Here is a 23,288-nt window from a genome sequence, read left to right as displayed (position 1 = left end):
GCGCTACGCGCCCTCGAGCTCCTCTGAGCGCTGCACGTTGGCGGCGAGCGCGCGGTCAAACAGCGGCCCCCAGTCATCACCCTGCAGCACCTCGATGGCGCGCTCGGTGGTGCCCTTGGGGCTCGTCACATTGCGGCGCAGCTGCGCGGGGGCGTCGTCGCTGCGCGCGAGCAGGGTCGCCGATCCCAGCAGCGTCTGCTGCACCAACAGGCGCGCCTGGTCTTCGGTGAAGCCACGGCGCACCGCCGCATCGATCATGTGCTCGGCGTACAGGAACAGGTAGGCGGGGCCCGATCCAGAGACGGCTGCGATGTCGTTAATCTGTGATTCGGTCACCTCGAGCACCTCGCCCACGGTGCTGAACAGGGCGTGTGCAAGCGCGATATCGGCGGCGCTCGCGGTTGCGCCGCCCGCGATGCCCGTCATGCCCAGGCCGAGGTGCGAAGGGGTGTTGGGCATGGCCCGCACCACCGCGATGCCCGCGGGCAGCAGTGCTTCGATGCTTGCGCTCGTCACACCAGCGGCGACGCTCACGAGCACCGTGCCGGGCGCAAGGTCACCGGCGATATCGCGCACGACGTCGTGGATCAGCCACGGCTTCACGCCGAGGATCACAAGCCCCGCCCCGCGCACGGCGGCCCGGTTTGCGGCCGGGTCGGTCTCTGCGGCGAGCGCAATAACGCTCCCGTCGACGGCGCGCGCCTGGGCGCTCACCGCCGATTGGGTGGTGACGGTAATGGGCAGCGCGATCCGGATCCCAGGGGCCGTGAGGCCCGAGAGAATCGCACCTCCCATCGAGCCGACGCCGATCATGGCGGTGCGGGGCAGCTGAAACTCTTGCTCAATTGATTCGGTCACGCCCCCCAGTCTAAGAACTTCGGGTGGACGCCGCGCGCATGCGCACATTCCGGGTTCGCGTGCCTGAGGGTCATAGAATAGCGACACTGAAGCAGTATTCAAGGGAGCATCTGAACATGAGCGCGTCGGGCGGCAGTAAAGCAATCATCGCGGCGTTACTCGCGAACCTCGGGATCGCAGTCACGAAGTTTATTGCGTGGGCACTATCGGGGTCTTCATCCATGCTCGCCGAGGGCGTGCACTCACTCGCCGATTCGGGCAACCAGCTACTGCTGTTGCTCGGTGGCAAGCGTGCGGCAAAGGCTCCCGACGCGTCCCACCCGTTTGGCTACGGCCGCGTGCGGTACGTGTATGCGTTCGTCGTGGCGATCGTGTTGTTCTCGGTCGGTGGCGTGTTCTCGGTATACGAGGGTATCTCGAAGATTCGTGAGCCCCACCCACTCGAGATGTGGTGGCTGCCGCTCGCTGTGCTGGCCATCGCGATCGTGCTCGAGAGCCTGTCGCTGCGCACCGCGATGCGCGAGAGCCGGCCGTTGAAGGGCTCGCGCAGCTGGCGCCAGTTCATTCGCGAGTCGAAGGCTCCTGAGCTGCCCGTAGTACTGCTCGAGGATTTCGCTGCCCTGCTGGGCTTGGTGCTCGCGTTCTTCGGTGTGGGCCTCACCGTGCTCACCGGCAACGCCATCTTTGATGGCATCGCGACCGTCGCCATTGGCGTGCTGCTCGTGATCGTCGCGTTCGTCGTGGGCCTCGAAGTGAAGAGCCTGCTCGTGGGCGAGGGCGCAAGCGTCGAGGACGCCGCCAAGATCGAGGCCGCGCTGCTGCACTCGAAGGATGTGCGGCGAGTCATCCACATGAAGACGCTGTACGTGAACCCGGATGAGTTCATGGTGGGTGCGAAGGTTGATATTGCCCCGTCGGCGACGATGCATGAGGTGTCGGTCATCATTAACCTGGCCGAGCGCCGGGTGCGCGAGGCGGTGCCCGCGGCCAGTGTGATCTACATCGAGCCCGATATCTATCTCGATCCCAACGCAGATACGCCGTCGACGAGCTCGATCGTCATGCTGTCGAGTGACTAACGCGCCAATCTCTGCCGCCGGATCAGCCATCGAGCTACGCCAGGTCACCAAGTCATACGGTGAGACCACGGTGCTGCACGGGGTTGATCTTGCGCTGCGCCCCGGTGAGCTGGTGAGCCTGCTGGGGCCCTCGGGCTGCGGTAAAACGACGGCGCTGCGGTGCATCGCCGGGCTCGAAACGGTCTCGGGTGGCCGCGTGCTGATCGGCGGCGAAGATGTCACGGGCGTGCCCGTGCACCAGCGCGACATTGGCATGGTGTTTCAGCAGTACTCCCTGTTTCCTCACCGCACGGTGGCCCACAATGTCGCGTTTGGGCTGTCAATGCGCAAGGTGCCCCGGGCTGAGCGGGCCCGCCGCGTGACTGAGATGCTCGACCTTGTCGGCCTCGCCGATCTCGCTGAGCGATACCCCCACGAGCTGTCGGGGGGCCAGCAGCAGCGGGTCGCGCTCGCACGCGCGCTCGTCACGAGGCCCCGCGCGCTGCTGCTCGATGAGCCGCTTTCGGCGCTCGATGCGAAGGTGCGCGTGCGGCTGCGCGATCAGATTCGTGCGATTCAGACCGAGCTCGGCATCACCACCGTGTTCGTGACCCACGATCAGGCCGAGGCGCTGGCGATCTCAGATCGCGTCGCGGTGATGGAGCGGGGCCAGATCGCCCAGCTCGGCACCCCCGAGGAGCTGTACCGGCGCCCGGCGTCACCCTTTGTCGCCGATTTTGTGGGGCTGTCGAACCGCATCGCGGCGACGCTTGCGGGCGATGAGGTGGAGCTGCACGGCGCCCGGCTGCCGGCGCTCATCACCGAAGCGGTGCCGCGTGACGCACGCGTCACCGCGTTCGTGCGCCCCGAGCACGTGCTGCTCAGCCCCGCGGCTGCGCCCTCGGCCGCGGGTCTTGCTGGCGCTGCTGCTGGTGCTGGAGCGGGGTCTGGCGCTGATGCTGGGGCCGCCGCAAGCACCGGATCAATTAGCGCGACCGTGGTGTCGAGCGGGTTTCTAGGGTCGGTGCGGCGTACCGTCGTGCGCCTCAGTGATGGCACCGAGCTCGCCTCGCAGCACGATGCCGCGCACGAGTTTCGGCCGGGTGACGCGGTGCGCGTGAGTTTCGTGCGTACCCCGGTCACCGTCACCGCACGCGCGTAACCACGCTCACCGCCTGCGCATAACTACACTCGACGCCCGCGTCAGGGGCACAAATCTCCAGGGTGGCTCCGTTTGGTGGCCTCGTCTCGGGGTACTGCGAGCTAAGGTACCCCGAGACGAGGCCACCAAACGACCTGCGGGTCGGGCGGCGGGCGAGCAGCGGGGTGGCGTGCATCTGACACCAAGCCAAGCCCAAACCCAAACCCAAACCCAAACCCAATCCCAATCCCAATAAAACTCTCTGCAGCTTGGACCCATCCCTTAGGTGGCCACAAATCGCTGCAATGGAGGCCGTTTACAACGATTTGTGGCCACCTAACGAGCTGCGGGCCAGACAGCGGGCGGTGGCGGGGGCAGCGTGAGCACATGGACCAGGCCGTGGATGGCTGAATCAGGTTGTGGATGCCTGAACCAGGTTGTGGGTGTCAGAGCCAGGCTGAGGAAGGCTGAACAAGGCCGTGGAAGTCGGAGCGGGAGCCCGCGCTCAGCGCATGCGCGCGAAGAATTCCTCAAGCAGCGCGGCGCACTCGTCTTCGCGCACCCCCACCACCACCTGCGGAACCGGGTGGGGCAGACGCCCGTCACGCAGCAGGTCATACACGCTGCCAGCGGCGCCGGCCTTCTCATCCCACGCCCCAAAGATGACCGTCGGTACCCGGGCGGCGAGAATGACGCCGGCGCACATCACGCACGGCTCGAGCGTGACCACCAGGGTGCACCCCTCAAGGATGCGGTCACCCAGGCTGGCGCAGGCCGCCCGAATAGCGAGTACTTCGGCGTGGCCCGTGGGATCCGGCACCGCTTCGCGCGTGTTTCGCCCCGTCCCCAACACCTCAAGATCAGGGCCCAACAGCACCGCCCCGATGGGCACTTCGCCAGCCGCTGCGGCTTCGCGGGCAGCATCGAGCGCATAGCCCATGGCGGTAATTTCAAAAGCTGATGGAGGGATCAAGGTCACAGGAATAGAATATGCGCATGCGAGTTTTCGTGGCGGACCATCCGCTCATCACCCACAAGCTGACCGTGCTGCGCGACAAGAATACGCCGCAGCCGACGTTCAGGCTCCTGACCGAGGAGCTTATGACACTGCTCGCCTACGAGGCGACCCGTGAAGTACGCGTCGAACCCTATGAAATTGAAACCCCTGTCACCAAGACCATGGGCGTGCGACTGACTCAGCCGCTGCCCTTGATCGTCCCTATTCTGCGCGCAGGCCTCGGCATGCTCGAGGGCATGGTGAAGCTCGTTCCCACTGCCGAGGTCGGTTTCCTCGGTATGGCGCGCGACGAGGAGACCCTCCTCCCCACGACCTATGCAGAGCGTCTGCCCGATTCGCTGGCAGGCCGCCAGTGCTTCGTGCTCGACCCGATGCTCGCGACCGGCGGTTCACTCGCTGGCGCTATCAAGTTCTTGTTCGACCGCGGCGCCGATGACGTCACGGCGATCTGCGTGCTTGGCACTCCCGAGGGCATCGAGACGATTCGCGAGGCCGCGGGCGACCGCAAGGTCACGCTCGTGCTCGGCGCACTCGACGAGGGGCTCAACGACAAGGCATACATCGTGCCCGGTTTGGGCGACGCAGGCGACCGCCTGTACGGCACCGCCGGCGAATAGTTACGCCGTGTGACTTTCTGAGCGAAAGTCTGTTGCTCTGGTGGCCCCCTGCATTTGCAGGGGGCCACCAGGCGTTTCACCCATGAAGTCGCCCTGCGATCTCCCCGAATGTTACAGAGTTCACCCAAGTGCTTGACATCGGGCGCAACACTTTGATTTACTAAGCAACATGCAGAACATCACTCTCACCCTGTCCACCTTCGAGGTGAATTTTGGGGACGCTGGCATGATGATGCCCGGCCAGAGTGACATGCGATGCCGAATGTGCATGTAACGAACCAGTAATTTAGGCAGTTTCGTTTCATTCGCGCAAACCAAAGGTTTGTGCGGTTGTGAGTTTCTGAGCACCTGCTCACTCACAGTATTTCGGATACCCGCCCCACCGGCGCAACGCAGCACCAAGGACATCATCATGGCTACCATCACTCAGCCCACCACGCAGACCATCGCTCGCCCTGACCTCTCGGCGAAGATCGCTCACATTCCGGCACCCGAACGCAACGTGCCCGAGGGCACCGAGGTACGCGGCTTCGCCATCTACGTCGGCCTCGCCGAGGCCAAGCTGTCAGAGACCGACCCCAAGCTCGGCGCGGTCGTGGCACAGATCAAGCAGCTCGTCGCACAGCTGGCGCCCGCCGCCGACACGTACGCCGCAGTGGCGCTTGCCCCCGAGGGCACCGGCGGCCGCGACGTCGACGTCGTACGCCTCGCACTCGGCGACCCGGCAGCGCACGCCCGCCAGAAGCAACAGGCACACTCGGCCGAAGATCGCGTCGAAAGCGGCGTCATCCTCGACCTGTCACGCAAGCGCGTGCTGCTCGACAACGTTGCCGCCGCCCTCACCTTCCGTGAGTTCGAACTGCTGCAGTACCTCGTACTGCGCGAGGGCCGCACGATCAGCCGCGAAGAGCTCATCACCGGCCTGTGGGCTGACGCTCAGGGCGAAGAGATTCCCAGCGAGCGCACCATCGACGTACACATTCGTCGCCTGCGCGTGAAGCTCGCGCAGTACCAAGACATCGTGCGCACCGTGCGCGGCACCGGCTACCGGTTTGACCGCCACGCCGACGTACAGGTGCTGCAGACCTCGGCCCCCAGCCCCGACCTGTTCTAGGCCCGGCCACCTCTTTTCATCTCACTTGGGCCGTGCGTTCCTTTCGTTCGCGCGGCGCCTGCGGTAACGTCTAATGCACTGACTTACCCTCAAGTAAGGAGATCGACATGACTACGCTTCCCCCCGAGGGATCCGAGCCGCAGGTTCCTGGCGGCCAGCCCACGAATGATCCCGTGGTGCCCGAGGCGCCTCAGGTCGCCGTTCCCCCGCAGGCTCCGCTGCCCCCGCAGCAGGCGCCGCAGCCCGCCGCGCCCCAGGCCCCGCAAGCACCGCAGGCTCCCCCGGCGCCGCAGTACCAGCAGCCGGCCGCACCCCAGCAGCCCCAGTACCAGCAGCCCGGCGGCGGCCAGGTGCCACCCGGCGGATACCAGCAGCCGTACGCCCAGCAGCCCACGGCCGACCCGCTCAGCAACATCACGCTGAACTACTGGCTGTCGGTGTTCTTTACCTGGATCCCCGCCCTGATCTTCTTCCTCATCGAAAAAGACAAGGGCAACCGCCAGGCGCTCGACTACCACCGCGAGAACCTCAACTTTTCGCTGCTGCGCACCGGCGTAGTCATCGCGAGCTACATCTTGGGCGCCATCCCCGCAATCGGATGGCTGTTTGTTGTGCTCTTGTGGATCGGTTCAGTGGTGCTGTTCGTGTTCCACATCATGGCAGCCGCGAAGACCCCCGAGGCTTACCGCCGCGGCCAGAAGCCCCCGTTTATCTTCAACATCCCGCTCATCAAGTAGCGCGATACCAGTACGAAGAACGCTGGGCCGGGAAGCAAATCAGCTTCCCGGCCCAGCGTTTTTTGTCTGTGTTTTGTCTGCGCGCGAGCCGCAGCACACCTCGTTGGCGGCGCCCAGCCTCGTGGTAGCGCTCGCCCATACGCGATTTGACACACCCTAAACATAACGTTTATCGTCATGCCATGCACAACGATAAACATAATGGTCCAGTTATTGTTTCGCGCCACCGTGCCACCATCACGGTCGCCTTGATCGCGGTTATCGCGGCCGCTTGGCACCTTGTGCAATCCGCCGCAACCGCAATCTCCCTGCTGGGCTTCAACACCGGCCAGACCTTCGCAGCCGAGATCCCCCTCCAAGACGAAGACCTCCAGTCGCTCATGGCGGGCTGGAACCCTGGCGTGGAGTTTGCCCACAGTGGCTCGGCAACCGTCGGCGCTGCAGACGTTGCCCCCGAACTGCTCGCAAGCTTCACGACCGCTTCAGTGATCACCGCGGTGATTGCCCTCACCACGTGTGCGCTCGTGGCATGGAGCGCCGTCGCGTTCTTCCGCGGTCGACTGTCGTGGGCCGCACTCTCATTCAGCGTTATCATCATCGGCGCCACCACCGCGATCGCATCATTCATCTCACAGAACCTGGCCACCACGGCAGCTGAATCGCTGGCGACAGCGCTGCGGGGCAGCACCGGGTCGTGGATGGAACCCGGGTTCGTATCGGGCGTGAATTTCATTCCGGTGATCATCGGCCTCGCCATCGCAATCTTTGGCTGGTCGCTGCGGGGCACCGGCAAGCTCGCCGAAGACGCTTTTGGGGTGGTTTAAATGGCAGAGCCCACCCGCATCAAGATTCGCCTCGCCGAACTCCTTGAGGCTCGAGGGCTGACGCTCGCCGAGCTCTCTCGCATGGTGGGGGTCTCCACCGTCAACCTGTCACTGCTCAAAAACAACCACGCCAGAGCGATGCGCTTCACGACATTGGAGGCAATCTGCGAGGCGCTAGATTGTGAGCCCGGTGACCTCATCACCCGCGAGACCGCATAGCTCCTGCAGCTGCTGAACGCCGTGGCCCCACCTGGGAACCGCGGCGTTCGCGGTGTTGGCGGTATTGGCGCATGAAAACGCGGCCGGGCTAGCTGGCGAGAAGGCGGTTAGCTGGGATCCGGATCATCGGACGCCTTGCCCCGCGCCGCATCTCGCTCAGCGCGGCGCTCCTTGCGCGCCGCCCGCCACATGTTCCACCGCTCCCAAAACCTGGCGAGCACCTTGCGCAGCCAACCCAAGAGCCTGCGCGCCCAGTGATACTCGGTGCCCAGCAGGGTGAGGCCGATGAAGACGATCAGCCAGCCGGGCCCGGGCAGCGGCACCAAAATCAGCCCGATGATCACGATCAGCACGCCCAGCGTGGTCACCAACACCTTGTACACCGTGTTGAGCCACGGGCGCCGCCTGATCATGCCCCGCCACCGCTCCATGAAGCTGGCGATCTTGCGACTGAAGCGATGGGCTCGCTCAGCATCGTCGGCGTAGGGGTCAACCATGCTTCGAGAATACGGGGTGACGCTGAAAATCCTGGCACATATCTCGCGCCCAACCCCCGTTTCATTACACCAGACGTCGTTACATGACGCCGCTTTACCTGCGAAGTCGCGCCACCTGCGAAGTCGCGCCACCATGTACTCATGAGCGCTGGCGACTGTTCCCCCAATACCCCCGCATCGAGCGGTGCGGTTCGCACCGATGCTTCGGCGCTGACCGAGGTTGATCCGTCAGGGATCCCGTTCGCCCAGCTCGACCCCGCGCTGCTGCGGGCCCAGCGCACGAGCATCAAGTGGACGCGCTTCCCCGCCGACGTGCTGCCGCTGTTCGTCGCCGAGATGGATTTCACGCTCGCTCCCGAGATTCGCGACACGCTCGTAGCGCGCATCGAGGCCTCTGACACCGGCTACCTCGACTCCCCCGGCCCGCTCGCTGACGCGTTCGCGGGGTTCGCGCGCGACCGCTGGGGCTGGGAAGTGCCCGGCGCGTACGTGCACCTCGCCACCGATGTCGCCACGGGCGTCGTCGAGTCGCTGCGGGTGGGGCGCCCGGCCGGTGGCCGCGTGGCGCTCGCCACCCCCACCTATCCGAGCTTCTTCGAAATGTTCGAGGAGGTGCCTTTCGAGGTTGTTGAGATTCCGCTGACCATCATTGATCCGGATCACGCCCCGCAGGCCCGCCTCGACCTCGTAGCGATCGAGCGCGCATTCGCGAGCCCCCAGGGGATCGACGCGTTTGTGCTGTGCAACCCGCATAATCCGCACGGCCTCGTGCACTCGGCCGCAGATTTGACGCGCCTCGCCCAGCTCGCGGCGCAGTACGACGTGTTTGTCATCTCGGATGAGATTCACGCGCCGCTCACGCACGCCGGGGTGACCTTTACTCCGTTCGCGCCGATCGCGGCGGCCGCCGGGGCGCTGTCGGTCACGACGACATCGGCGAGCAAGGGATGGAACTTGGCCGGCGCAAAGTGCTCGGTGATCATCGCCGCTGACGAGGCCGCCAACCGGCTGCTGCTGCAGCTGCCTCCCGAGACGCCCGTGCGCGCGAGTATTCTCGGCCTGCACGCCGGCGTCGCGGCCTTTGCCAAAGGGCGCGAGTGGCTCGACCGGGCCATCGCCCAAATCGAAGCCAACGACGCGCTCTTCGCCGAGCTCGTTGAGGCGAAGCTGCCGGGCGTGCGGTACACCCGGCCCGCCGCCGGCTACCTCGCCTGGCTCGACTTCAGTGCCGCCGGGCTTGGCGAGAACCCGCACGAGCGTATCCTCACCGACGCCAAGGTGGCCCTCAACGACGGGGCCGCGTTTGGCGAGGGTGGGGCCGGGCACGTGCGCCTCAACCTTGCGTGCGCGCCGGCCACGATCATCGAGGCCGTCGACCGCATCGCCGCCATTTTGCCCGGTGCGAGACCCGCATGACCGCGCCCCTCGCCACCGATTTCACGGCGAACCCCGCCGCCGAAACCGGCGCTCGCACTAGCCCCGAAGCCATCACCACACCCGAAGCCAATACCGACACCGACAGGAGAGACGCGATGACGACGATCCCCGCAGCTGCACCCATCACCGAGTGGGACGGGTTCGATTTCGACACCCGTCAGGTACACGCCGGCGAGACCCCCGATCTCAACTCGGGGTTGCGCGTACCCTCCATCGCGGTGTCGGCAGGCTACGTATTTGATGACTTCGACGATCAGGTCGACCGCTTCGCGGGCCGCTCGGGCGAGCGCATTTACTCGCGCCAGGGCAACCCCACGAACACGGTGGCCGAGGCTCGCCTCGCCTCGCTCGAGGGCGGCACGGCCGCCGTCGCCGTATCGAGTGGCCAGGCCGCGATCTCGTCGGCGCTGTTTACGCTCGCGGGGCAGGGCGACCACATCGTCTCAACCGCTTCGGTCTACGGTGGCACCCGCATTCTGTTTGGCCGCAGCTTTAAGCGCTTCGGCATCGAGTTTGATTATGTGTGGGACGCCGATGACGATACCGAGTGGGAGCGCGCAATTCGCCCCAACACGAAGGCGATCTACACCGAGACGATTCCGAACCCGCGCAGCGACGTCACCGATCTGCGCCGCATCGCCGAGGTCGCGGCCCGCTACAACCTGCCTGTGATCGTCGACAACACGGTCGGCACCCCCTCGCTCATTCGCCCGTTTGAGCACGGCGCCTCGATCGTGGTGCACTCCACCACCAAGTTCTTGACGGGGCACGGCGCCGCAGTGGGCGGCGCCATCGTCGACGGCGGCACGTTCGATTGGGCCGCCGCCGAGCGCGCCGGCCGCTCGTACCCGCTGATCACCGGCGCCCCGCGCCCCGGTCTCGGGTCGCTGCTCGACCGCTTCGGCAACGCGGCGTATGCCCAGGCTGCCCGCGAGGCCGTCGTCAACGACATCGGCCCCACCCTCTCCCCCTTCAACGGTTTTCTGCTGCACCAGGGCATGGAGACGCTGTCGCTGCGCATGGAACGACACGTTGAATCGACGATCGCCATCGCACGCTGGCTCGAGGATCAGCCCGAGGTTGAGCTCGTCGACTACGCCGGCCTGCCCTCAAACCCGCTGTATGAACTCGCCAAGCGCGACTACGGCGCAGACGCCGACGGGTACGGCCGCACCGGATCAGTCTTTGGGGTGACCGTGCGCGGAGGTATCGACGGCGCGCGCGCCTTCGTCAACGGCTTGCGCGTGTTCTCGCGCATGACCGGCATCGGCGATACCCGCTCGATGGTGATCCATCCGCTCACGTCAACGCACGCCACGTTCGCCCCCGAGATCAACGAGAAGCTGGGCATTACGCCGGGCCTGCTGCGACTCTCGGTGGGCATCGAATCGGTGAAGGATCTGATCACTGACCTGCGCGGCGGCCTCGACCGGGTGGCCGCGCTCGAGGGCAGCCTCGTGGGCGCAGCGCGCTAACCGCGCGAGCACGCTCCCGCCTTGCTGCACTCCCGCACGGGGAGAAACGACTGCGATCCGGGTGCGGTGCTGATGAAATTCAGCACCGCACCCGGGTCGCAGTTGTTTACACGCGAGGTAGCCCGACGCGCAGTGAGGGTGAGACCTCAACACTCAGTGAGAGTTAGACCTCAACGCGCTGTCTGGCCTAGACCTCGAGGCCGTACAGCCGAGGTTCGGGCGCAAGAATCACACCGAACTCCTGCTGCACCCGCTGCACCACGAACCGTGCAAGCTCGGCCACATCAGCTGCGCTTGCGCCGCCCTGGTTGGTGAGCGCGAGCGTGTGCTTTGACGAAATGGCCGCGCCAGAACCCGGGAGGCGGTAGCCGCGCGGAATACCGGCGTGCTCAATCAGCCAGGCGGCCGACAGCTTGACCTGCCGCGACGGCGTGCCAGCTGCCCCGTGTGACGCGCGCAGCGGCGCCCCGGCAGCGATGTCTTCGAGACTCGTGACGGTGGGAGCCACTTCGGCCTCCTGCACGGGAAACCGCGGTGCATTCTCGGGCAGGGTGACCGCGAAGCTTGCGGCGACGATCGGGTTGGTGAAGAACGACCCCGAGCTCCACGTGTCGTGGTCTGCGGCGTCAAGCACCATGCCCTTGGACGCCCGCAGCGCGAGCACGGCACTGCGCAGCTGCGTGAGCGGCACATGCGCGCCAAGCTCAACACCGAGCGCCTGAGCAAGCTGGGCGTAGCGCACGGGGGCGGTGGCTTCGGCTTGATCCGGATCGATACCCTGCCCGTCCACCTGATGCGCGCCGTGAGCCGGCGAGCGATCGGTGAGCACCAGATCGATCGACAGCACGACGCCCTCGAGCCCCTGTTTGATCGCCGAGTCGCGGTAGCCGAGCTCGAGCTCGGCCGCCGACATGCGGCGCGGCTCAGCGTGCCCGCTCTCGAGAAACTCGATGGAGTGCAGCACGTCGGCGAGCTCGCAGCCGTACGCGCCAATGTTCTGCACGGGGGCCGCGCCCGCGAGGCCGGGAATGCCCGACAGCGCTTCGATGCCCGCGAGACCGCGTTCGACGGTTGCAGCGACCAGCGCATCCCAGTCGTGGCCGGCCTGCACGCGCACGCGCACTTCGCCGTCGGCGAGGGTCGCATCGGCGATCGCGTCGATGCCGGTGTTGCGCACGAGCACGAGGGTGCCGGGGAATCCGTCGTCGCTGACGACGGTGTTCGAGCCGCCGCCGAGCAGCAACCAGGGTTCGCCGTCGTCCCACAGCTCGCGCGCGAATTCAGCCAATTCGGCGCTGCTGCGCGCCACCAGAATGCGTTCGGCGTGGCCGCCCACGCGCATGGTGGTGAGCTGTGCGAGCGCGACATCGGCCGCGAATACCTCTTGCGCTACCGCGGGGTCGAGATCTGCGCGCGCCTCGGGGGCGACGTCAGCGTGGGTCACGCGAACGCCGCCACGAGCTGCGACTTGCCCAGCACGGTTGCACCGTTGAAGGTGACGCGCAGGTCGATGCGTGCGGTGCGGGCCTCGGGGTCGAGCTTGCCCACGGTCGCCGTGATCGTGAGCACGGCGCCTTCAGCGGCGTCGACGGGCACGGGGCGGGTGAAGCGCGACTGGTAATCCTGCACCCAGGCGGCCTGGTCGAACTCGGCCAGCCAGTCGGTGGCCACCGAGCCAGCAACACCCATGGTGAGCATGCCATGCGCGAGCACGCCGGGCAGGCCAACGGACTGGGCGACGTCGTCGCGGTAGTGGATCGGGTTGAAGTCGCCCGAGGCGCCCGCGTACCGTACGAGGTTGTCGCGGGTGAGGGTCAGCTCGCGCTCGGCTACAACGGTGCCGGCTTCGAGGGAGTCGAATGCGTTCGTGCTCATGGCAGTCCCCTTTACTTCTCGCCCGCGGCGGGCTCAGCTGATTCTTCGGGCTCTGCGCCGCGCACCACGAGCGTCGAGATTGCCGTCACCACGTGGGCGCCGGCAGCGTCGGTGATCGCGCTCGACGCGGTGACCATCGAGTGCCCGCCGAGCTGCTTCACCGCAGCGATCGTGAGGGTGGCCGTCAGCTCGTCGCCGGCGACAATGGGGCGCGTGTAGCTGAAGCGCTGATCGCCGTGCACGACGCGGGTGAAGTCGACGCCAGCGTCTTCGTCGGCGAGGAGCTGCGCGAGCGTTGCTTCTTGCACCACCACAGCAAAGGTGGGCGGGGCCACAACGTCAGCGAAGCCTGCGGCCTGCGCGGCCGCGGGGTCGAGATGGATCGGCGAGGCGCTCGCAACTGCGCGAGCGAACTCGCGCACCTTTTCACGGCCGACGAGGTAGGGAGTCGTGGGCGGGTATTCCCGGCCCTGAATGTCTGGATTTACCACGCTGCCAGTTTACATCTGGCCCCTGCGAGGCATTACCACGCCTCACCCGGTGTCGCGAACTGGGCCGCGAAGCTGGTCGCGATGTAGCCCGCGAAGAAGGCCGCGACACCGGTGAGGCAGGTTGAAGCCTTTGGTTACTTACCGAAGAGGCCGCCGAGCAAGCCGCCAAGGCCGCCGCCCGAGCTCTTGCCATTGCCGCCGCCCAGCAGCCCGCCGAGCAAGTCACCCAGGCCGCCCTCGGAATCCTTGCCCTGCGCACCGCTATCGAGGCCGCCGAGCAGATCGCCCAGCACGCCGCCGAGGCCGCCGGAGGCTGATCCGGAGCCGCTTGCCGCGCCCCCGCCGATCTTGCCCGCCAAGAACTGCATCACGAGCGGCGCAAGCAGGGGCAGCAGCTTGGGGATAAGATCGGCGATCGCCGAGTCGCCGGCCTTCGCGCCGAGGGCGAGCGCGACGTCGTCCTTCTTCTCGCCGAGCACGTGCTTGACGATCTTCTGACCGTCTTCGGTGTCGATCGCGGCAAGATTGAGCTTGCCCGATGCGGGCGTGTGCTTCTGCACCGCGGCCTGCAGCTTCTCAGCGCCAGCCTCGTCGCTCGCATTGACGGCCATACCGCCCACGAGACCGGGGAGCGTCTGGCGCACTGCGGCGTTGACGGTCGCTTCATCGACACCAAACTTGGCGGCGAGATCGCCCAGGGGGATCTGGTTGAGCAGCGCGTTGAGTTCAGATTCATTAGCCATGGGGCCCTCCATCGGGTGCCGGTGCATCGAAAACATCGTAGACACCCTCAGATTATCGGGTCGCGGTGCGGCGTTGGAAGGTTCGGTGCGCGCCATTGCGGCCCGTTTGGTTCTTCGCGCGCCGATGCTTCTGAGCGCCCGACCCGGCTGCTTCGCCCCGCAATCTGGGCGCTTTACCGCGATTTCAGCGGGATCGCGGGGGATCGCTGTGCGCACCGGCAACGATTCTCCCGAAGGTTTGTGCGATATATCCAAGAGTGGAGCCCCTCTCTGGAATAGGCTGGAGCGCATGTCGCGCATTCGTAAAGTGCTTATCGCTAACCGCGGTGAGATCGCCGTCCGCATTATCCGTGCCGCCGCTGACAGTGGCATCGCCTCTGTGGCGGTGTACGCAGATCAAGATCGAGACGCCATGCACGCGCAGCTCGCAGATGAGGCGTACGCGCTCGGTGGTACCACCAGCGCCGAAACCTACCTGGTCATTGAGAAGCTGCTCGGTGTCGCTCGTCGCTCGGGCGCCGATGCTGTGCACCCCGGCTACGGCTTCCTCGCCGAGAACGCCAGCTTCGCGCAGGCCGTCATCGACGCGGGAATGACCTGGATCGGACCCAGCCCCGACGCCATCGAGCGCCTGGGTGACAAGGTGTCAGCCCGCCACGTTGCCGAAACGGTGGGCGCCCCGCTCGCCCCCGGCACCAGCGACCCCGTTGAGGGTGCCGCAGACGTGCTCGCGTTCGTGGACCAGGTGGGTCTGCCCATCGCCATCAAGGCTGCCTTCGGCGGCGGTGGCCGTGGTCTGAAGGTTGCCTATGACCGTGACGAGGTGGCCGAGCTGTTCGAGTCGGCGACCCGCGAGGCCGTGGCCGCGTTCGGTCGCGGCGAGTGCTTCGTCGAGAAGTTCCTTGAGAAGCCCCGCCACGTTGAGACCCAGTGCCTCGCCGATCAGCACGGCAACGTCGTCGTCGTGTCGACCCGTGACTGCTCGCTGCAGCGCCGCCACCAGAAGCTCGTCGAGGAGGCCCCCGCGCCGTTCTTGACCGATGAGCAGATCGAGCGCCTGTACTCGTCATCGAAGGCGATCTTGAAGGAGGTCGGCTACGTGGGCGCCGGCACCTGCGAGTTTCTCGTGGCAAAGGACGGCACCGTTTCGTTCCTCGAGGTCAACACGCGCCTGCAGGTCGAGCACCCCGTGTCTGAAGAGATCACGGGCATCGACCTCGTACGCGAGCAGTTTCGCATCGCCGAGGGTGGCGTACTCGACTACGCAGACCCCGTCGCGCACGGTCACTCGTTCGAATTTCGTCTCAACGGCGAGGACGCGGGCAACGGCTTCCTGCCGGCCCCCGGCCCCGTCGCACTGTTCAAGGCCGCGTCGGGCCCCGGCGTGCGCGTCGACACCGGCGTCGCAACCGGCGACGTCATCTCGGGCTCATTCGACTCGATGCTCGGCAAGCTGATCGTCACGGGCGCCACCCGTGACGAAGCGCTGCAGCGTGCCCGCCGCGCCCTCGACGAGTTCGAGGTGCAGGGTCTGCCGACCGTGCTCCCGTTCCACCGCGCCATCGTGCGCGACGAGGCGTTCACCGCCCCCGACGGCAAGTTTGGCATCTACACGACGTGGATCGAGTCAGAGTTCAACAACACCATTGAGCCGTGGGAGGGCGAAGTACCGCCGATCGCGCTCGATCCCAAGCGTCGCACCGTCACGGTCGAGGTTGAGGGCCGCCGCGTTGAGGTCGTCATGCCGGCGACGCTCGTGCCGCTCGGTGACCAGGAGGTCACCCGTGGCCCCGCACCCCGCCGCGCCAAGGGTGCCGGCGTGCACGCGTCGGGCGGCAACTCGATCGCGGCCCCCATGCAGGCCACGGTTGTAAAGCTCGCGGTTGCAGAGGGCCAGGAGGTTGTCGAGGGTGAACTCGTCGTCGTGCTTGAGGCGATGAAGATGGAGCAGTCGATCTACGCACACCGTGCGGGTGTTATCACCGGCATCGAGGCGCCCATCGGTCAGACCGTCGCGAGCGGCCACGTGCTGCTGTCGATCGTCGACGCTGAAACGGCGGTCGACGCCGCGTAACCGCTGCAGTTCGTCGAGCACTGTTCGTCGGCCGAGTTTCTCGCCGCACCACGCGCCCCGCCCCGGGAATATCCCGGGGCGGGGCGCGTTGTATGAGTTATGGCATCGACTCCCCTCTCAATTCTGGATCTGGCATCGGTTGAAGCGGGAGGGAGCATCGCCGAATCGTTCGCGCACTCGGTGCAGGTCGCCCAGCTCGCTGAGAAGAGCGGGTACCAACGCATTTGGTACGCCGAGCACCACAACATGCCGACCATCGCGTCGAGCGCCACCGCGGTGCTCATCGCGCACATCGCGGCCCACACCTCAACCATTCGGCTCGGCTCGGGCGGCGTGATGCTGCCCAACCACTCCCCCCTCGTGATCGCTGAACAGTTCGGCACCCTTGCCGAACTGCACCCCGGCCGCATCGACCTGGGCCTCGGCCGCGCGCCCGGCACCGACGGCGCCACGTTCCGCGCGCTGCGCCGCACCATGCAGGCTGCCGACGCGTTTCCCCAAGACGTGCTCGAGCTGCAGCGATACCTGTCAGATGAGCTGCCCCGCACCGCAGTGAACGCGTACCCCGGCCGGGGCACCAAGGTGCCGCTCGTGATTCTCGGGTCGAGCATGTTTGGGGCGTCGCTCGCCGCGCAGCTGGGCATGCCGTATTCGTTCGCCTCGCACTTCGCGCCCCAGCAGCTCGAGGCGGCCGTAGCGTACTACCGCGCCAACTACCAGCCGAGCGAGGCACACCCCACACCGTATGTGAGCGCTGGCGTGAACGTGGTGGCCGCCGCCACCGATGAGGAAGCCGAAGCGCTCTTCACACGCACCGAGGTGGCCCGCGTGCGACAGTTCTTGTCGCGCGGCCGCGAAGAGATGCTAACGCACGACGAGGCATCGACCCTCGTGGACACCCCGGCTGGCATCGAGATTCGCGGCATGCTGAAGCACACCGCGATCGGCGGCCCGGCACGGGTACACGCTGAGCTTGAGGCGTTCGCGCGCTACGCCGACGTCGACGAACTGATCACGGTGCACGCGGCGCCCACGCGCGCCGAGCAGCTGGAGTCGGTGCGACTGGCGGCGCCGGGAGCGGCTGAGGCTGCTGCGGCCGCAGCCGGTATCTAATTTCTGCGCGGGTATCTTATTCACGCGCGAGGGCCTTGTTAGCGTATTTAAGATACCCGCCGAGGAATTAGATACCCGATGTAGCGCGGCCCGGGTGCCCAGGCCCCGCGCCCTCGGGGCTACGACCCGATGCTGGTGACCAAGTTGACGATGGTCGCGAGGATCACCGTGGCGAACAGGAACGCCAGCACCGTGTGCCCGATCACGATGCGGCGAATCCTGTTGTTGGTGACGTTGGTATCGGCGACCTGATAGGTCATGCCGAGCCCAATCGCGAAGTAAATAAAGTCGGTGTATTCGGGCAGCTCTTTTTGGTTGAACACGATGCCGCCAGAAAGTCCGTCTGTGGGGCTGTCGAGTGGGGATCCGGGGCGCGAATGAGCTGCCGCCGGGGCGTAATAGACCCGCGCATATCGCAGCACATAATCGATTTGGATCAGTGCCCACGAGGTCGCGACGCTCAATACGGCGACGCCCGAGAGCAGGTACTGCTGCACCGGATCGTGGGTTTCTTCGGAGTGGGCGATGACGAGGGCGACCCCGCCGAGGCTAATCAGGCTGCCGACCACCGAGATTGTGTCGGTGAGGCTGCGCCCCGGGTCTTGCTCAATCGCGTGCGCGCGCGTGGCCTCGGCATCCATCGGCCAGATAAAGAGCAGCACCCACAGCACGTTCACGAAGGCGAGGACGCCCCAGCCGGCCACGATGCCGGTGGCCAGATCCATGTGCAGGGTGACGGCGGTGCCCGCGGCAAGACCCGCGATGATCGCGATCAGCGCACGCCGGTGTACACGAGAGCGGGGTGAGGAGTTGCTCATATACGCATCGTAGCGGGGCAGCGCCTGTCGGGAGGCGCTGCCCCGTAATCGGTTAGCTGGCGAAGAACGGGATCGCGCCAGAGACCAACCCAATCGCGAGCATCACCAAGGACACCACTACCGCCCGCCACAGTACCTTCTTGTGGTGATCGCCGAGGTTCACTCCGGCGAGTGAGACCAGCAGCAAAATAGCTGGCACGAGCGGGCTCTGCAGGTGCACGGGCTGCCCGATGATCGAGGCCCGGGCCATTTCGACGGGCTCAATGCCGTACACCGATGCGCTTTGTGAGAGCACAGGCAGAATGCCGTAGTAGAACGCGTCGTTTGACATGAAGAACGTGAACGGGATCGACAGGATGCCGGTGATGGGGGCGAGGAACGGGCCCACGGCCGCAGGCAACACATTCGTGATCCAGGAGGCCATCGCGTCGACCATGCCGGTGCCCGAGAGCACGCCCACGAGCACGCCAGCGGCAAGCACCATGGAGACGACGCCCACGATACTCGGGGCGTGGGCGACGATCTCGGCGGCTTGATCTTTCATCTTGCCGAAGTTCAGCACGAGCGCGAGGCCGGCGCCCACCATGAACACGTACGGCAGCGGCATGATGTCGAGCACCAGCAGCACCATCACCGCGGTGGTCAGCAGCAGGTTCCACCACACCAGTTTGGGGCGCAGCGTATCGCGATCGGGGTCGAGCATGGTGTCGGCCATGGCGGTATCGGCGGGGTCAACCTGCGCGACGGGCACTGAGCCGTGACCGCCCGCGATCGTCACCAGATTGCCGGTGTTGAGCGCAGCACGCGCCCCCGGCTTGGCGTCTGCGCCCCGAAAGAACTTGGGAGCACCCAGCCCCTGAGCCGAGTCGCCCGAGAGGCGCAGGTCATCGAAGTGGCCCAAACGCTTACGCTCCTGCAGCCCGAGCATCCACGCGAACCCGAGCGCGACGAGCAGGCCGACCACCATGGCGGGCACCATCGGTACGAAAACATCTGACACCTGCAGATCGAGTGCGGTCGCCGCGCGCACGGTCGGCCCGCCCCAGGGGAGGATGTTCATGGTGCCGTTCATAAGGCCGGCGACACAGGTGAGCACCACCGGGCTCATGCCGAGCCGCAGGTAGATGGGCAGCATCGCCGAGGTGGTGATGATGAAGGTGGTTGAGCCGTCACCGTCGAGCGACACTGCGGCGGCCAGAATGGCGGTGCCGAGAACGACCTTGGCCGGGTCATCGCCCAAGAACCGGGTGATGAATTTGATGAGGGGGTCAAAGAGCCCCACGTCGATCATGATCCCGAAGAACATAATCGCGAACATGAGCAGCGCGGCCGTGGGAGCCATGCTGGCAATAGCGTCGAGCACCATGTCGCCAAGCCCCAGGCCCGCGCCCGCAAAGAGCCCGAAGATGGTCGGTACGAGAATGAGCGCCACCATCGGGGTGAGCCGCTTGGTCATGATGAGCGTCATAAAGACCAAGACCATGGTGAACCCGAGAATCACGAGCACCCACTCGGGCGGCATAAACGCCAAATCGTACTGGGGAGCCTCCTCACTGAGGAAGGGCATTCCGATCACACGTGCACGCATTGATAACTCCTTTGTCGTCAACCCGCCGTCGGCGGTCTTGCCCATCATGGGGGCAAGCGACCACTTTTGCCCCGGTAGCACTCGATTTGAACGTTCTGCGCATAGCATTGGTTTTGCGCATTATGTGCAACCGGATTTGTGCGCATCACCTGACAGGATGGAACGCATGACCAGGCCAGACCGGGTGCGCTTACGGCTCACCACCCGCACCATCCTGGCTCCGTTGGGCATCATCGCCGCCATTCTCGCGCTCTGCGTGAGCGTGTATTGGGGGCTGGCCGCGCAGCAGCTGCGCAAAGCTTCAGAAACCTCAGCCCTCAGCATTGCCCGCACGGTCGCCGAAGATGTTTCGGTGCGAGAGCTCGTCACCGAGTACTCGCGCCTGCCGGGCACACCTCCCGCCGCTGAACTGCAAACGGGCGAACTCCAACAAGCGGCGCTCGCGCTCGCCCCGCGCACCGGTGCCCTCTTCATCGTCATCACTGATGACCACGGCATTCGGCTCGCGCATCCCCATCCCTCTCGCTTGGGGCTCGAGGTGAGCACCCCGTATGAACAGGTGCTGCTCGGCAATGAAGTCGTGGAGTGGGAGGAGGGCACGCTGGGTGAATCGGCCCGCGCAAAGGTGCCGATCTTTGGGCTCGAACCCGGCGACGATACCCTCGCAAACGGTGAGCCGGTGGGCGAGGTGAGCGTGGGGTTCAAACGCGAAAGCGTGTTCACCAATTTGCCCACCCTCGTGGGATTTGCCGTGCTGTTTACGCTGGCTCTTTTCGCCCTCGCCGCTTCAGCAATGCTGCTCATTCGTCGCCGGCTTGAGCTGGCCACGCTCGGCCTGCAACCCGACGATCTCACCGCCCTCGTGCAGCATCAAACGGCCGTGCTCGACGGCATCAGCGACGGCATGCTGGGCATCGACGCCGATGGCATTGTGCAGGTGTGTAATTCGGCGGCCGAAACGCTGCTCGGGCTCGACTCCCCCGTGGGCTCTGCAGTGGCCCAGCTCGGCATTCCCGTGCCGCTGACCCCCGGTGTTGAAGCGGGCATAGACGCAGTCCCAAGCCCAAGCCCGGCAGACCGGCCACGCAGCATCGTGCACAACGGCCGCACCCTGCTCATCGAGCAGCGCGCCGTGGTGCACAACGGCAAAGCGCTCGGATGGATTCTGATTGTGCGCGACCAAAGCGACGTCGTGACCCTGCATGAGCAGCTCGAAACAGCGCAAGCGGTCACGAGCGCACTGCGCGTGCAGCGGCATGAATTTGCGAACCGCATTCACGTCGCCACCGGATTAATCGACGCCAATCGCGTCACTGAGGCCCGGGACTTTCTGGGCGAGCTGTCCCTGCGCGGATCAGTCGAATACCCGGTGCCCGGGCTTGACGCCCTCGATGACGAGTTCTTCAGGTCGTTTATCAAAACCAAAGCGATCGAGGCGGGAGCCCACGGCGTGCGGCTGCGCGTGGCTGATGACTCACACGTCATGGGCACGCTCTACAGGCCCGAGGCCACGGCCACGGTACTGGGCAACCTCATCGATAACGCCGTTCAGGCGGCCGTGAAAGCGCCCGCCCCCAGGTGGGTTGAGGTGTCAGCGCTCAATGACCAGACAGATTTGATCCTCACGGTCACCGACTCTGGCGCCGGCATCACCGACGGCGTCGACGTGTTCGACCGCACCGTTCAACAGCGGGGCCCGGCTGCAGCGGGCAGCGGTGAGCGCGCGGCGAATATGGCTGGGCCCGTCCACGGGCACGGCGTCGGCATCTCGCTTGCCCGCGAGATCGTGTGCGCCACCGGCGGCGACCTCTGGGTGGTGGACCCGGGTGGGCCAGGCCACGGGGGCGCAGTCTTTGCGGCCCGGATCACCCAAGCCGTTTCACCCCTCCCGTATACCTTCGACGCAGCAGAGGACGGCTCATGACCCATCCCATTCGCACCCTCATCATCGATGACGATTTTCGCGTCGCCGGTATTCATCGCGAAATTATTGATGCGCAGCCGGGGTTCGTGGCGCTCGAGCCCGCGCTCACGGTCGCCGATGCCCTGGCCACCATCGAGGCCGAACAGCCCGATTTACTGCTCGTCGATGTGCATCTGCCGCACGGCGACGGCATCGAACTCGTGCGCGCGTGCAACATCGACGCGTTCATTATTACGGCCGCGGGCGACGGCCCCACCGTACGTCGCGCGCTGCGGGCCGGGGCGTTGTCGGTGCTCATCAAACCGTTCGAACGCCGGGTGCTCGCCGAACGCCTCAACCGGTATTCGCGCTACGCCAATCTATTGGCGGGCAGCACCGACCTTGAGCAGGAGGCCATCGACCGAGCGCTCGCCATTTTGAACGGCACCGATGCCCCACTCACGCTCTCACGATCGGCGACCGAAAAACTGGTGCTCGATGAGTTGCGCGCCGGTGAGTCATCGGCGACGGAGGTCGCCGAGCGGCTGGGCATCTCTCGCGCCACCGCGCAGCGTCACCTGGCTGCTCTGGCCACCCGCATGAAGGTGGGTGTGCGGCTGCAATATGGCCTCACCGGTCGACCGGAGCACCGCTACGCGCTGCTCCGGTAACCGGCGTCAAGACCCCGCCTGTTGTGTCAGGCGGGGTCAGGGGTCGGGGGTCGGGGTTATGCCCCCGCGAGCTGAACGGTGCCCGTCTTGACTGCGGCGACAGCGCCGCCGTCGACCAGCAGGTCGGTGCCCGTGATGAAGCTGGCGTCAGGGCCGAGCAGGAACGCTGCGGCCGCGGCAATGTCGAAGGGGGTGCCGAGGCGACCGGTGCCCGAGCCCTCAACCATTGACCGCATGCCTGCGCCCGATTCTCCTTCAAGCTCTTGCTGACCCATCGGGGTGGAGATCACGCCGGGGCTGATCGAGTTCACGCGGGCACCACGGGCACCCCAGGTGATGCTGGCGGGCTGCATGCGCAGCTGGTTGCAGCGCTTCGCAATGCCGTAGGCGGCACCGCTGTTGGGCACCGCTTCGCCCTGCAAGAACGGCAGCGCCAGCAGTTCGTCGGCGGGGGTGTGCGCCAGCGCGGCCTCGAGCTCAGCGGGGAGTCGGCCTGCGACGAAGGTGCCCGCCATGCTGGCGATCACGACTGCCGAGCCGCCCTCAGCCACCACGCTCGCGAACTCTTCGAGGAAGTAGGCGACGCCCACCAAATCGACGTTCAGAATGGCCCCGATCGGCGCCTGCACGGGTGACAGCCCCGCGGTGAAGGCGATCTGGCGCACCGCACCGAGCTTGGTTGCTTCCTGGCCCAGCTCAATCAAAGACTGTCGCGATGACACATCGACGCGCTTTGTGGTCACATCGATGCCGTCGCCCGAGAGCGCCGATCCCACACGCTGCAGGGCTTCTTCGCTGAAGTCTGCGAGCAATACTTTCTTGCCGGCTCCCATGCGTCGCGCGATGGCCTCGCCCATTCCGCCGATTCCGATAACTACCAGTACGTCTGACATTGAGTTCCTTTTCAAGGGTCGTGTATGGGCCAGCGCACCGCGCCGCGCTGGCCCCAATGTACTCCTGACCACTGCATGTAACAAGCAGCTCGCTGCAGTACGCTGCGCTTCACAAATCTGGCCG

The 23,288-nt window shown here is 65.9% G+C and carries 23 protein-coding genes; 13 read left to right on the top strand and 10 right to left on the bottom strand.

What is annotated here, in order from left to right:
- Positions 1-3: 3 nt before the first annotated feature.
- The gene (proC, locus tag JOF28_RS10675; protein ID WP_209707030.1) at positions 4-813 is read right to left on the bottom strand and encodes a pyrroline-5-carboxylate reductase; all 810 of its coding nucleotides are present in this window, start codon (positions 811-813) and stop codon (positions 4-6) included.
- 161 nt (positions 814-974) lie between these two features.
- On the opposite strand from proC, the gene JOF28_RS10670 reads away from it, so the two are divergent.
- Positions 975-1,937, top strand: coding sequence for a cation diffusion facilitator family transporter (locus JOF28_RS10670; protein WP_209705732.1), 963 nt, complete (start codon positions 975-977; stop codon positions 1,935-1,937).
- The gene (locus tag JOF28_RS10665; protein ID WP_209705731.1) at positions 1,930-3,078 is read left to right on the top strand and encodes an ABC transporter ATP-binding protein; all 1,149 of its coding nucleotides are present in this window, start codon (positions 1,930-1,932) and stop codon (positions 3,076-3,078) included. Before JOF28_RS10670 ends, JOF28_RS10665 begins: the two co-directional genes overlap by 8 nt.
- Before the next feature lie 484 nt (positions 3,079-3,562).
- Here the strand turns inward: JOF28_RS10665 and JOF28_RS10660 are convergent, their stop codons facing one another.
- Entirely contained in the window at positions 3,563-3,997 is a 435-nt protein-coding gene (locus JOF28_RS10660) for a nucleoside deaminase (RefSeq protein WP_209707027.1), read from the bottom strand.
- A 56-nt stretch (positions 3,998-4,053) separates the two neighbouring features.
- On the opposite strand from JOF28_RS10660, the gene upp reads away from it, so the two are divergent.
- From upp to JOF28_RS10635, 5 genes are all read left to right on the top strand, one after another.
- Positions 4,054-4,692, top strand: a complete 639-nt coding sequence (gene upp / locus JOF28_RS10655; protein ID WP_209705730.1) for a uracil phosphoribosyltransferase — start codon at positions 4,054-4,056, stop codon at positions 4,690-4,692.
- A gap of 412 nt (positions 4,693-5,104) precedes the next feature.
- Positions 5,105-5,806 carry a winged helix-turn-helix domain-containing protein gene (locus JOF28_RS10650; RefSeq protein WP_209705729.1) on the top strand — a complete coding sequence of 234 codons (702 nt, stop codon included), beginning with the start codon at positions 5,105-5,107 and terminating at the stop codon, positions 5,804-5,806.
- A gap of 107 nt (positions 5,807-5,913) precedes the next feature.
- Positions 5,914-6,543: a DUF4870 domain-containing protein gene (locus tag JOF28_RS10645; RefSeq protein ID WP_209705728.1), complete on the top strand. Its 630-nt coding sequence runs from the start codon at positions 5,914-5,916 to the stop codon at positions 6,541-6,543.
- Between the two features lie 182 nt (positions 6,544-6,725).
- Complete coding sequence (locus JOF28_RS10640; protein WP_209705727.1) at positions 6,726-7,367, top strand: hypothetical protein; 642 nt, start codon at positions 6,726-6,728, stop codon at positions 7,365-7,367.
- On the top strand, positions 7,368-7,586 hold the full coding sequence (locus JOF28_RS10635) for a helix-turn-helix domain-containing protein (protein ID WP_209705726.1): 219 nt from the start codon (positions 7,368-7,370) through the stop codon (positions 7,584-7,586).
- 107 nt (positions 7,587-7,693) lie between these two features.
- On the opposite strand, the gene JOF28_RS10630 is transcribed toward JOF28_RS10635, so the two are convergent.
- Positions 7,694-8,083 carry a TIGR02611 family protein gene (locus tag JOF28_RS10630; protein ID WP_245189935.1) on the bottom strand — a complete coding sequence of 130 codons (390 nt, stop codon included), beginning with the start codon at positions 8,081-8,083 and terminating at the stop codon, positions 7,694-7,696.
- 141 nt (positions 8,084-8,224) lie between these two features.
- Between JOF28_RS10630 and JOF28_RS10625 the strand changes: the two genes are divergently transcribed.
- Positions 8,225-9,499 carry a MalY/PatB family protein gene (locus tag JOF28_RS10625; RefSeq protein ID WP_209705725.1) on the top strand — a complete coding sequence of 425 codons (1,275 nt, stop codon included), beginning with the start codon at positions 8,225-8,227 and terminating at the stop codon, positions 9,497-9,499.
- 116 nt (positions 9,500-9,615) lie between these two features.
- A complete protein-coding gene (locus JOF28_RS10620) occupies positions 9,616-10,995 on the top strand; it encodes an O-acetylhomoserine aminocarboxypropyltransferase/cysteine synthase family protein (RefSeq protein WP_209707023.1) in 1,380 nt (459 codons plus the stop codon).
- A 187-nt stretch (positions 10,996-11,182) separates the two neighbouring features.
- Here JOF28_RS10620 and JOF28_RS10615 read toward each other — a convergent pair whose 3' ends face one another.
- The 4 genes from JOF28_RS10615 to JOF28_RS10600 all read right to left on the bottom strand — a co-directional run bounded on the left by JOF28_RS10615 (position 11,183) and on the right by JOF28_RS10600 (position 14,104).
- Positions 11,183-12,439 (bottom strand): UDP-N-acetylmuramate dehydrogenase, encoded by a 1,257-nt coding sequence (locus tag JOF28_RS10615; RefSeq protein WP_342452149.1) that lies wholly within the window; start codon positions 12,437-12,439, stop codon positions 11,183-11,185.
- A complete protein-coding gene (locus JOF28_RS10610) occupies positions 12,436-12,870 on the bottom strand; it encodes a MaoC/PaaZ C-terminal domain-containing protein (protein WP_209705724.1) in 435 nt (144 codons plus the stop codon). Before JOF28_RS10610 ends, JOF28_RS10615 begins: the two co-directional genes overlap by 4 nt.
- Before the next feature lie 11 nt (positions 12,871-12,881).
- Entirely contained in the window at positions 12,882-13,361 is a 480-nt protein-coding gene (locus JOF28_RS10605) for an FAS1-like dehydratase domain-containing protein (RefSeq protein WP_209705723.1), read from the bottom strand.
- Between the two features lie 134 nt (positions 13,362-13,495).
- Positions 13,496-14,104: a DUF937 domain-containing protein gene (locus tag JOF28_RS10600; RefSeq protein WP_209705722.1), complete on the bottom strand. Its 609-nt coding sequence runs from the start codon at positions 14,102-14,104 to the stop codon at positions 13,496-13,498.
- 289 nt (positions 14,105-14,393) lie between these two features.
- Between JOF28_RS10600 and JOF28_RS10595 the strand changes: the two genes are divergently transcribed.
- Together JOF28_RS10595 and JOF28_RS10590 are read left to right on the top strand one after the other, a co-directional pair.
- Positions 14,394-16,178, top strand: coding sequence for an ATP-binding protein (locus tag JOF28_RS10595; RefSeq protein ID WP_209705721.1), 1,785 nt, complete (start codon positions 14,394-14,396; stop codon positions 16,176-16,178).
- 99 nt (positions 16,179-16,277) lie between these two features.
- Entirely contained in the window at positions 16,278-17,291 is a 1,014-nt protein-coding gene (locus JOF28_RS10590; RefSeq protein WP_209705720.1) for an LLM class flavin-dependent oxidoreductase, read from the top strand.
- Between the two features lie 119 nt (positions 17,292-17,410).
- On the opposite strand, the gene JOF28_RS10585 is transcribed toward JOF28_RS10590, so the two are convergent.
- Positions 17,411-18,109, bottom strand: a complete 699-nt coding sequence (locus JOF28_RS10585; protein WP_209705719.1) for a DUF1345 domain-containing protein — start codon at positions 18,107-18,109, stop codon at positions 17,411-17,413.
- A 52-nt stretch (positions 18,110-18,161) separates the two neighbouring features.
- The gene (locus tag JOF28_RS10580; RefSeq protein ID WP_209707019.1) at positions 18,162-19,676 is read right to left on the bottom strand and encodes a CitMHS family transporter; all 1,515 of its coding nucleotides are present in this window, start codon (positions 19,674-19,676) and stop codon (positions 18,162-18,164) included.
- Between the two features lie 187 nt (positions 19,677-19,863).
- Here JOF28_RS10580 and JOF28_RS10575 point away from each other — a divergent pair, with 187 nt between their 5' ends.
- Both JOF28_RS10575 and JOF28_RS10570 read left to right on the top strand, forming a co-directional pair.
- Positions 19,864-21,621, top strand: a complete 1,758-nt coding sequence (locus JOF28_RS10575) for a sensor histidine kinase (protein WP_209705718.1) — start codon at positions 19,864-19,866, stop codon at positions 21,619-21,621.
- Positions 21,618-22,271 carry a response regulator gene (locus tag JOF28_RS10570; protein ID WP_209705717.1) on the top strand — a complete coding sequence of 218 codons (654 nt, stop codon included), beginning with the start codon at positions 21,618-21,620 and terminating at the stop codon, positions 22,269-22,271. Before JOF28_RS10575 ends, JOF28_RS10570 begins: the two co-directional genes overlap by 4 nt.
- A gap of 56 nt (positions 22,272-22,327) precedes the next feature.
- On the opposite strand, the gene JOF28_RS10565 is transcribed toward JOF28_RS10570, so the two are convergent.
- The gene (locus JOF28_RS10565; protein WP_209705716.1) at positions 22,328-23,164 is read right to left on the bottom strand and encodes an SDR family oxidoreductase; all 837 of its coding nucleotides are present in this window, start codon (positions 23,162-23,164) and stop codon (positions 22,328-22,330) included.
- Between the last annotated feature and the right edge of the window lie 124 nt (positions 23,165-23,288).

The sequence above is a fragment of the Leucobacter exalbidus genome (assembly GCF_017834145.1).
In the GTDB taxonomy this organism is placed as follows: Bacteria; Actinomycetota; Actinomycetes; order Actinomycetales; family Microbacteriaceae; genus Leucobacter; species Leucobacter exalbidus.
The sequence above is the reverse complement of the archived record's forward strand: the minus strand, read 5'-3'. Positions and strand labels throughout refer to the sequence as shown.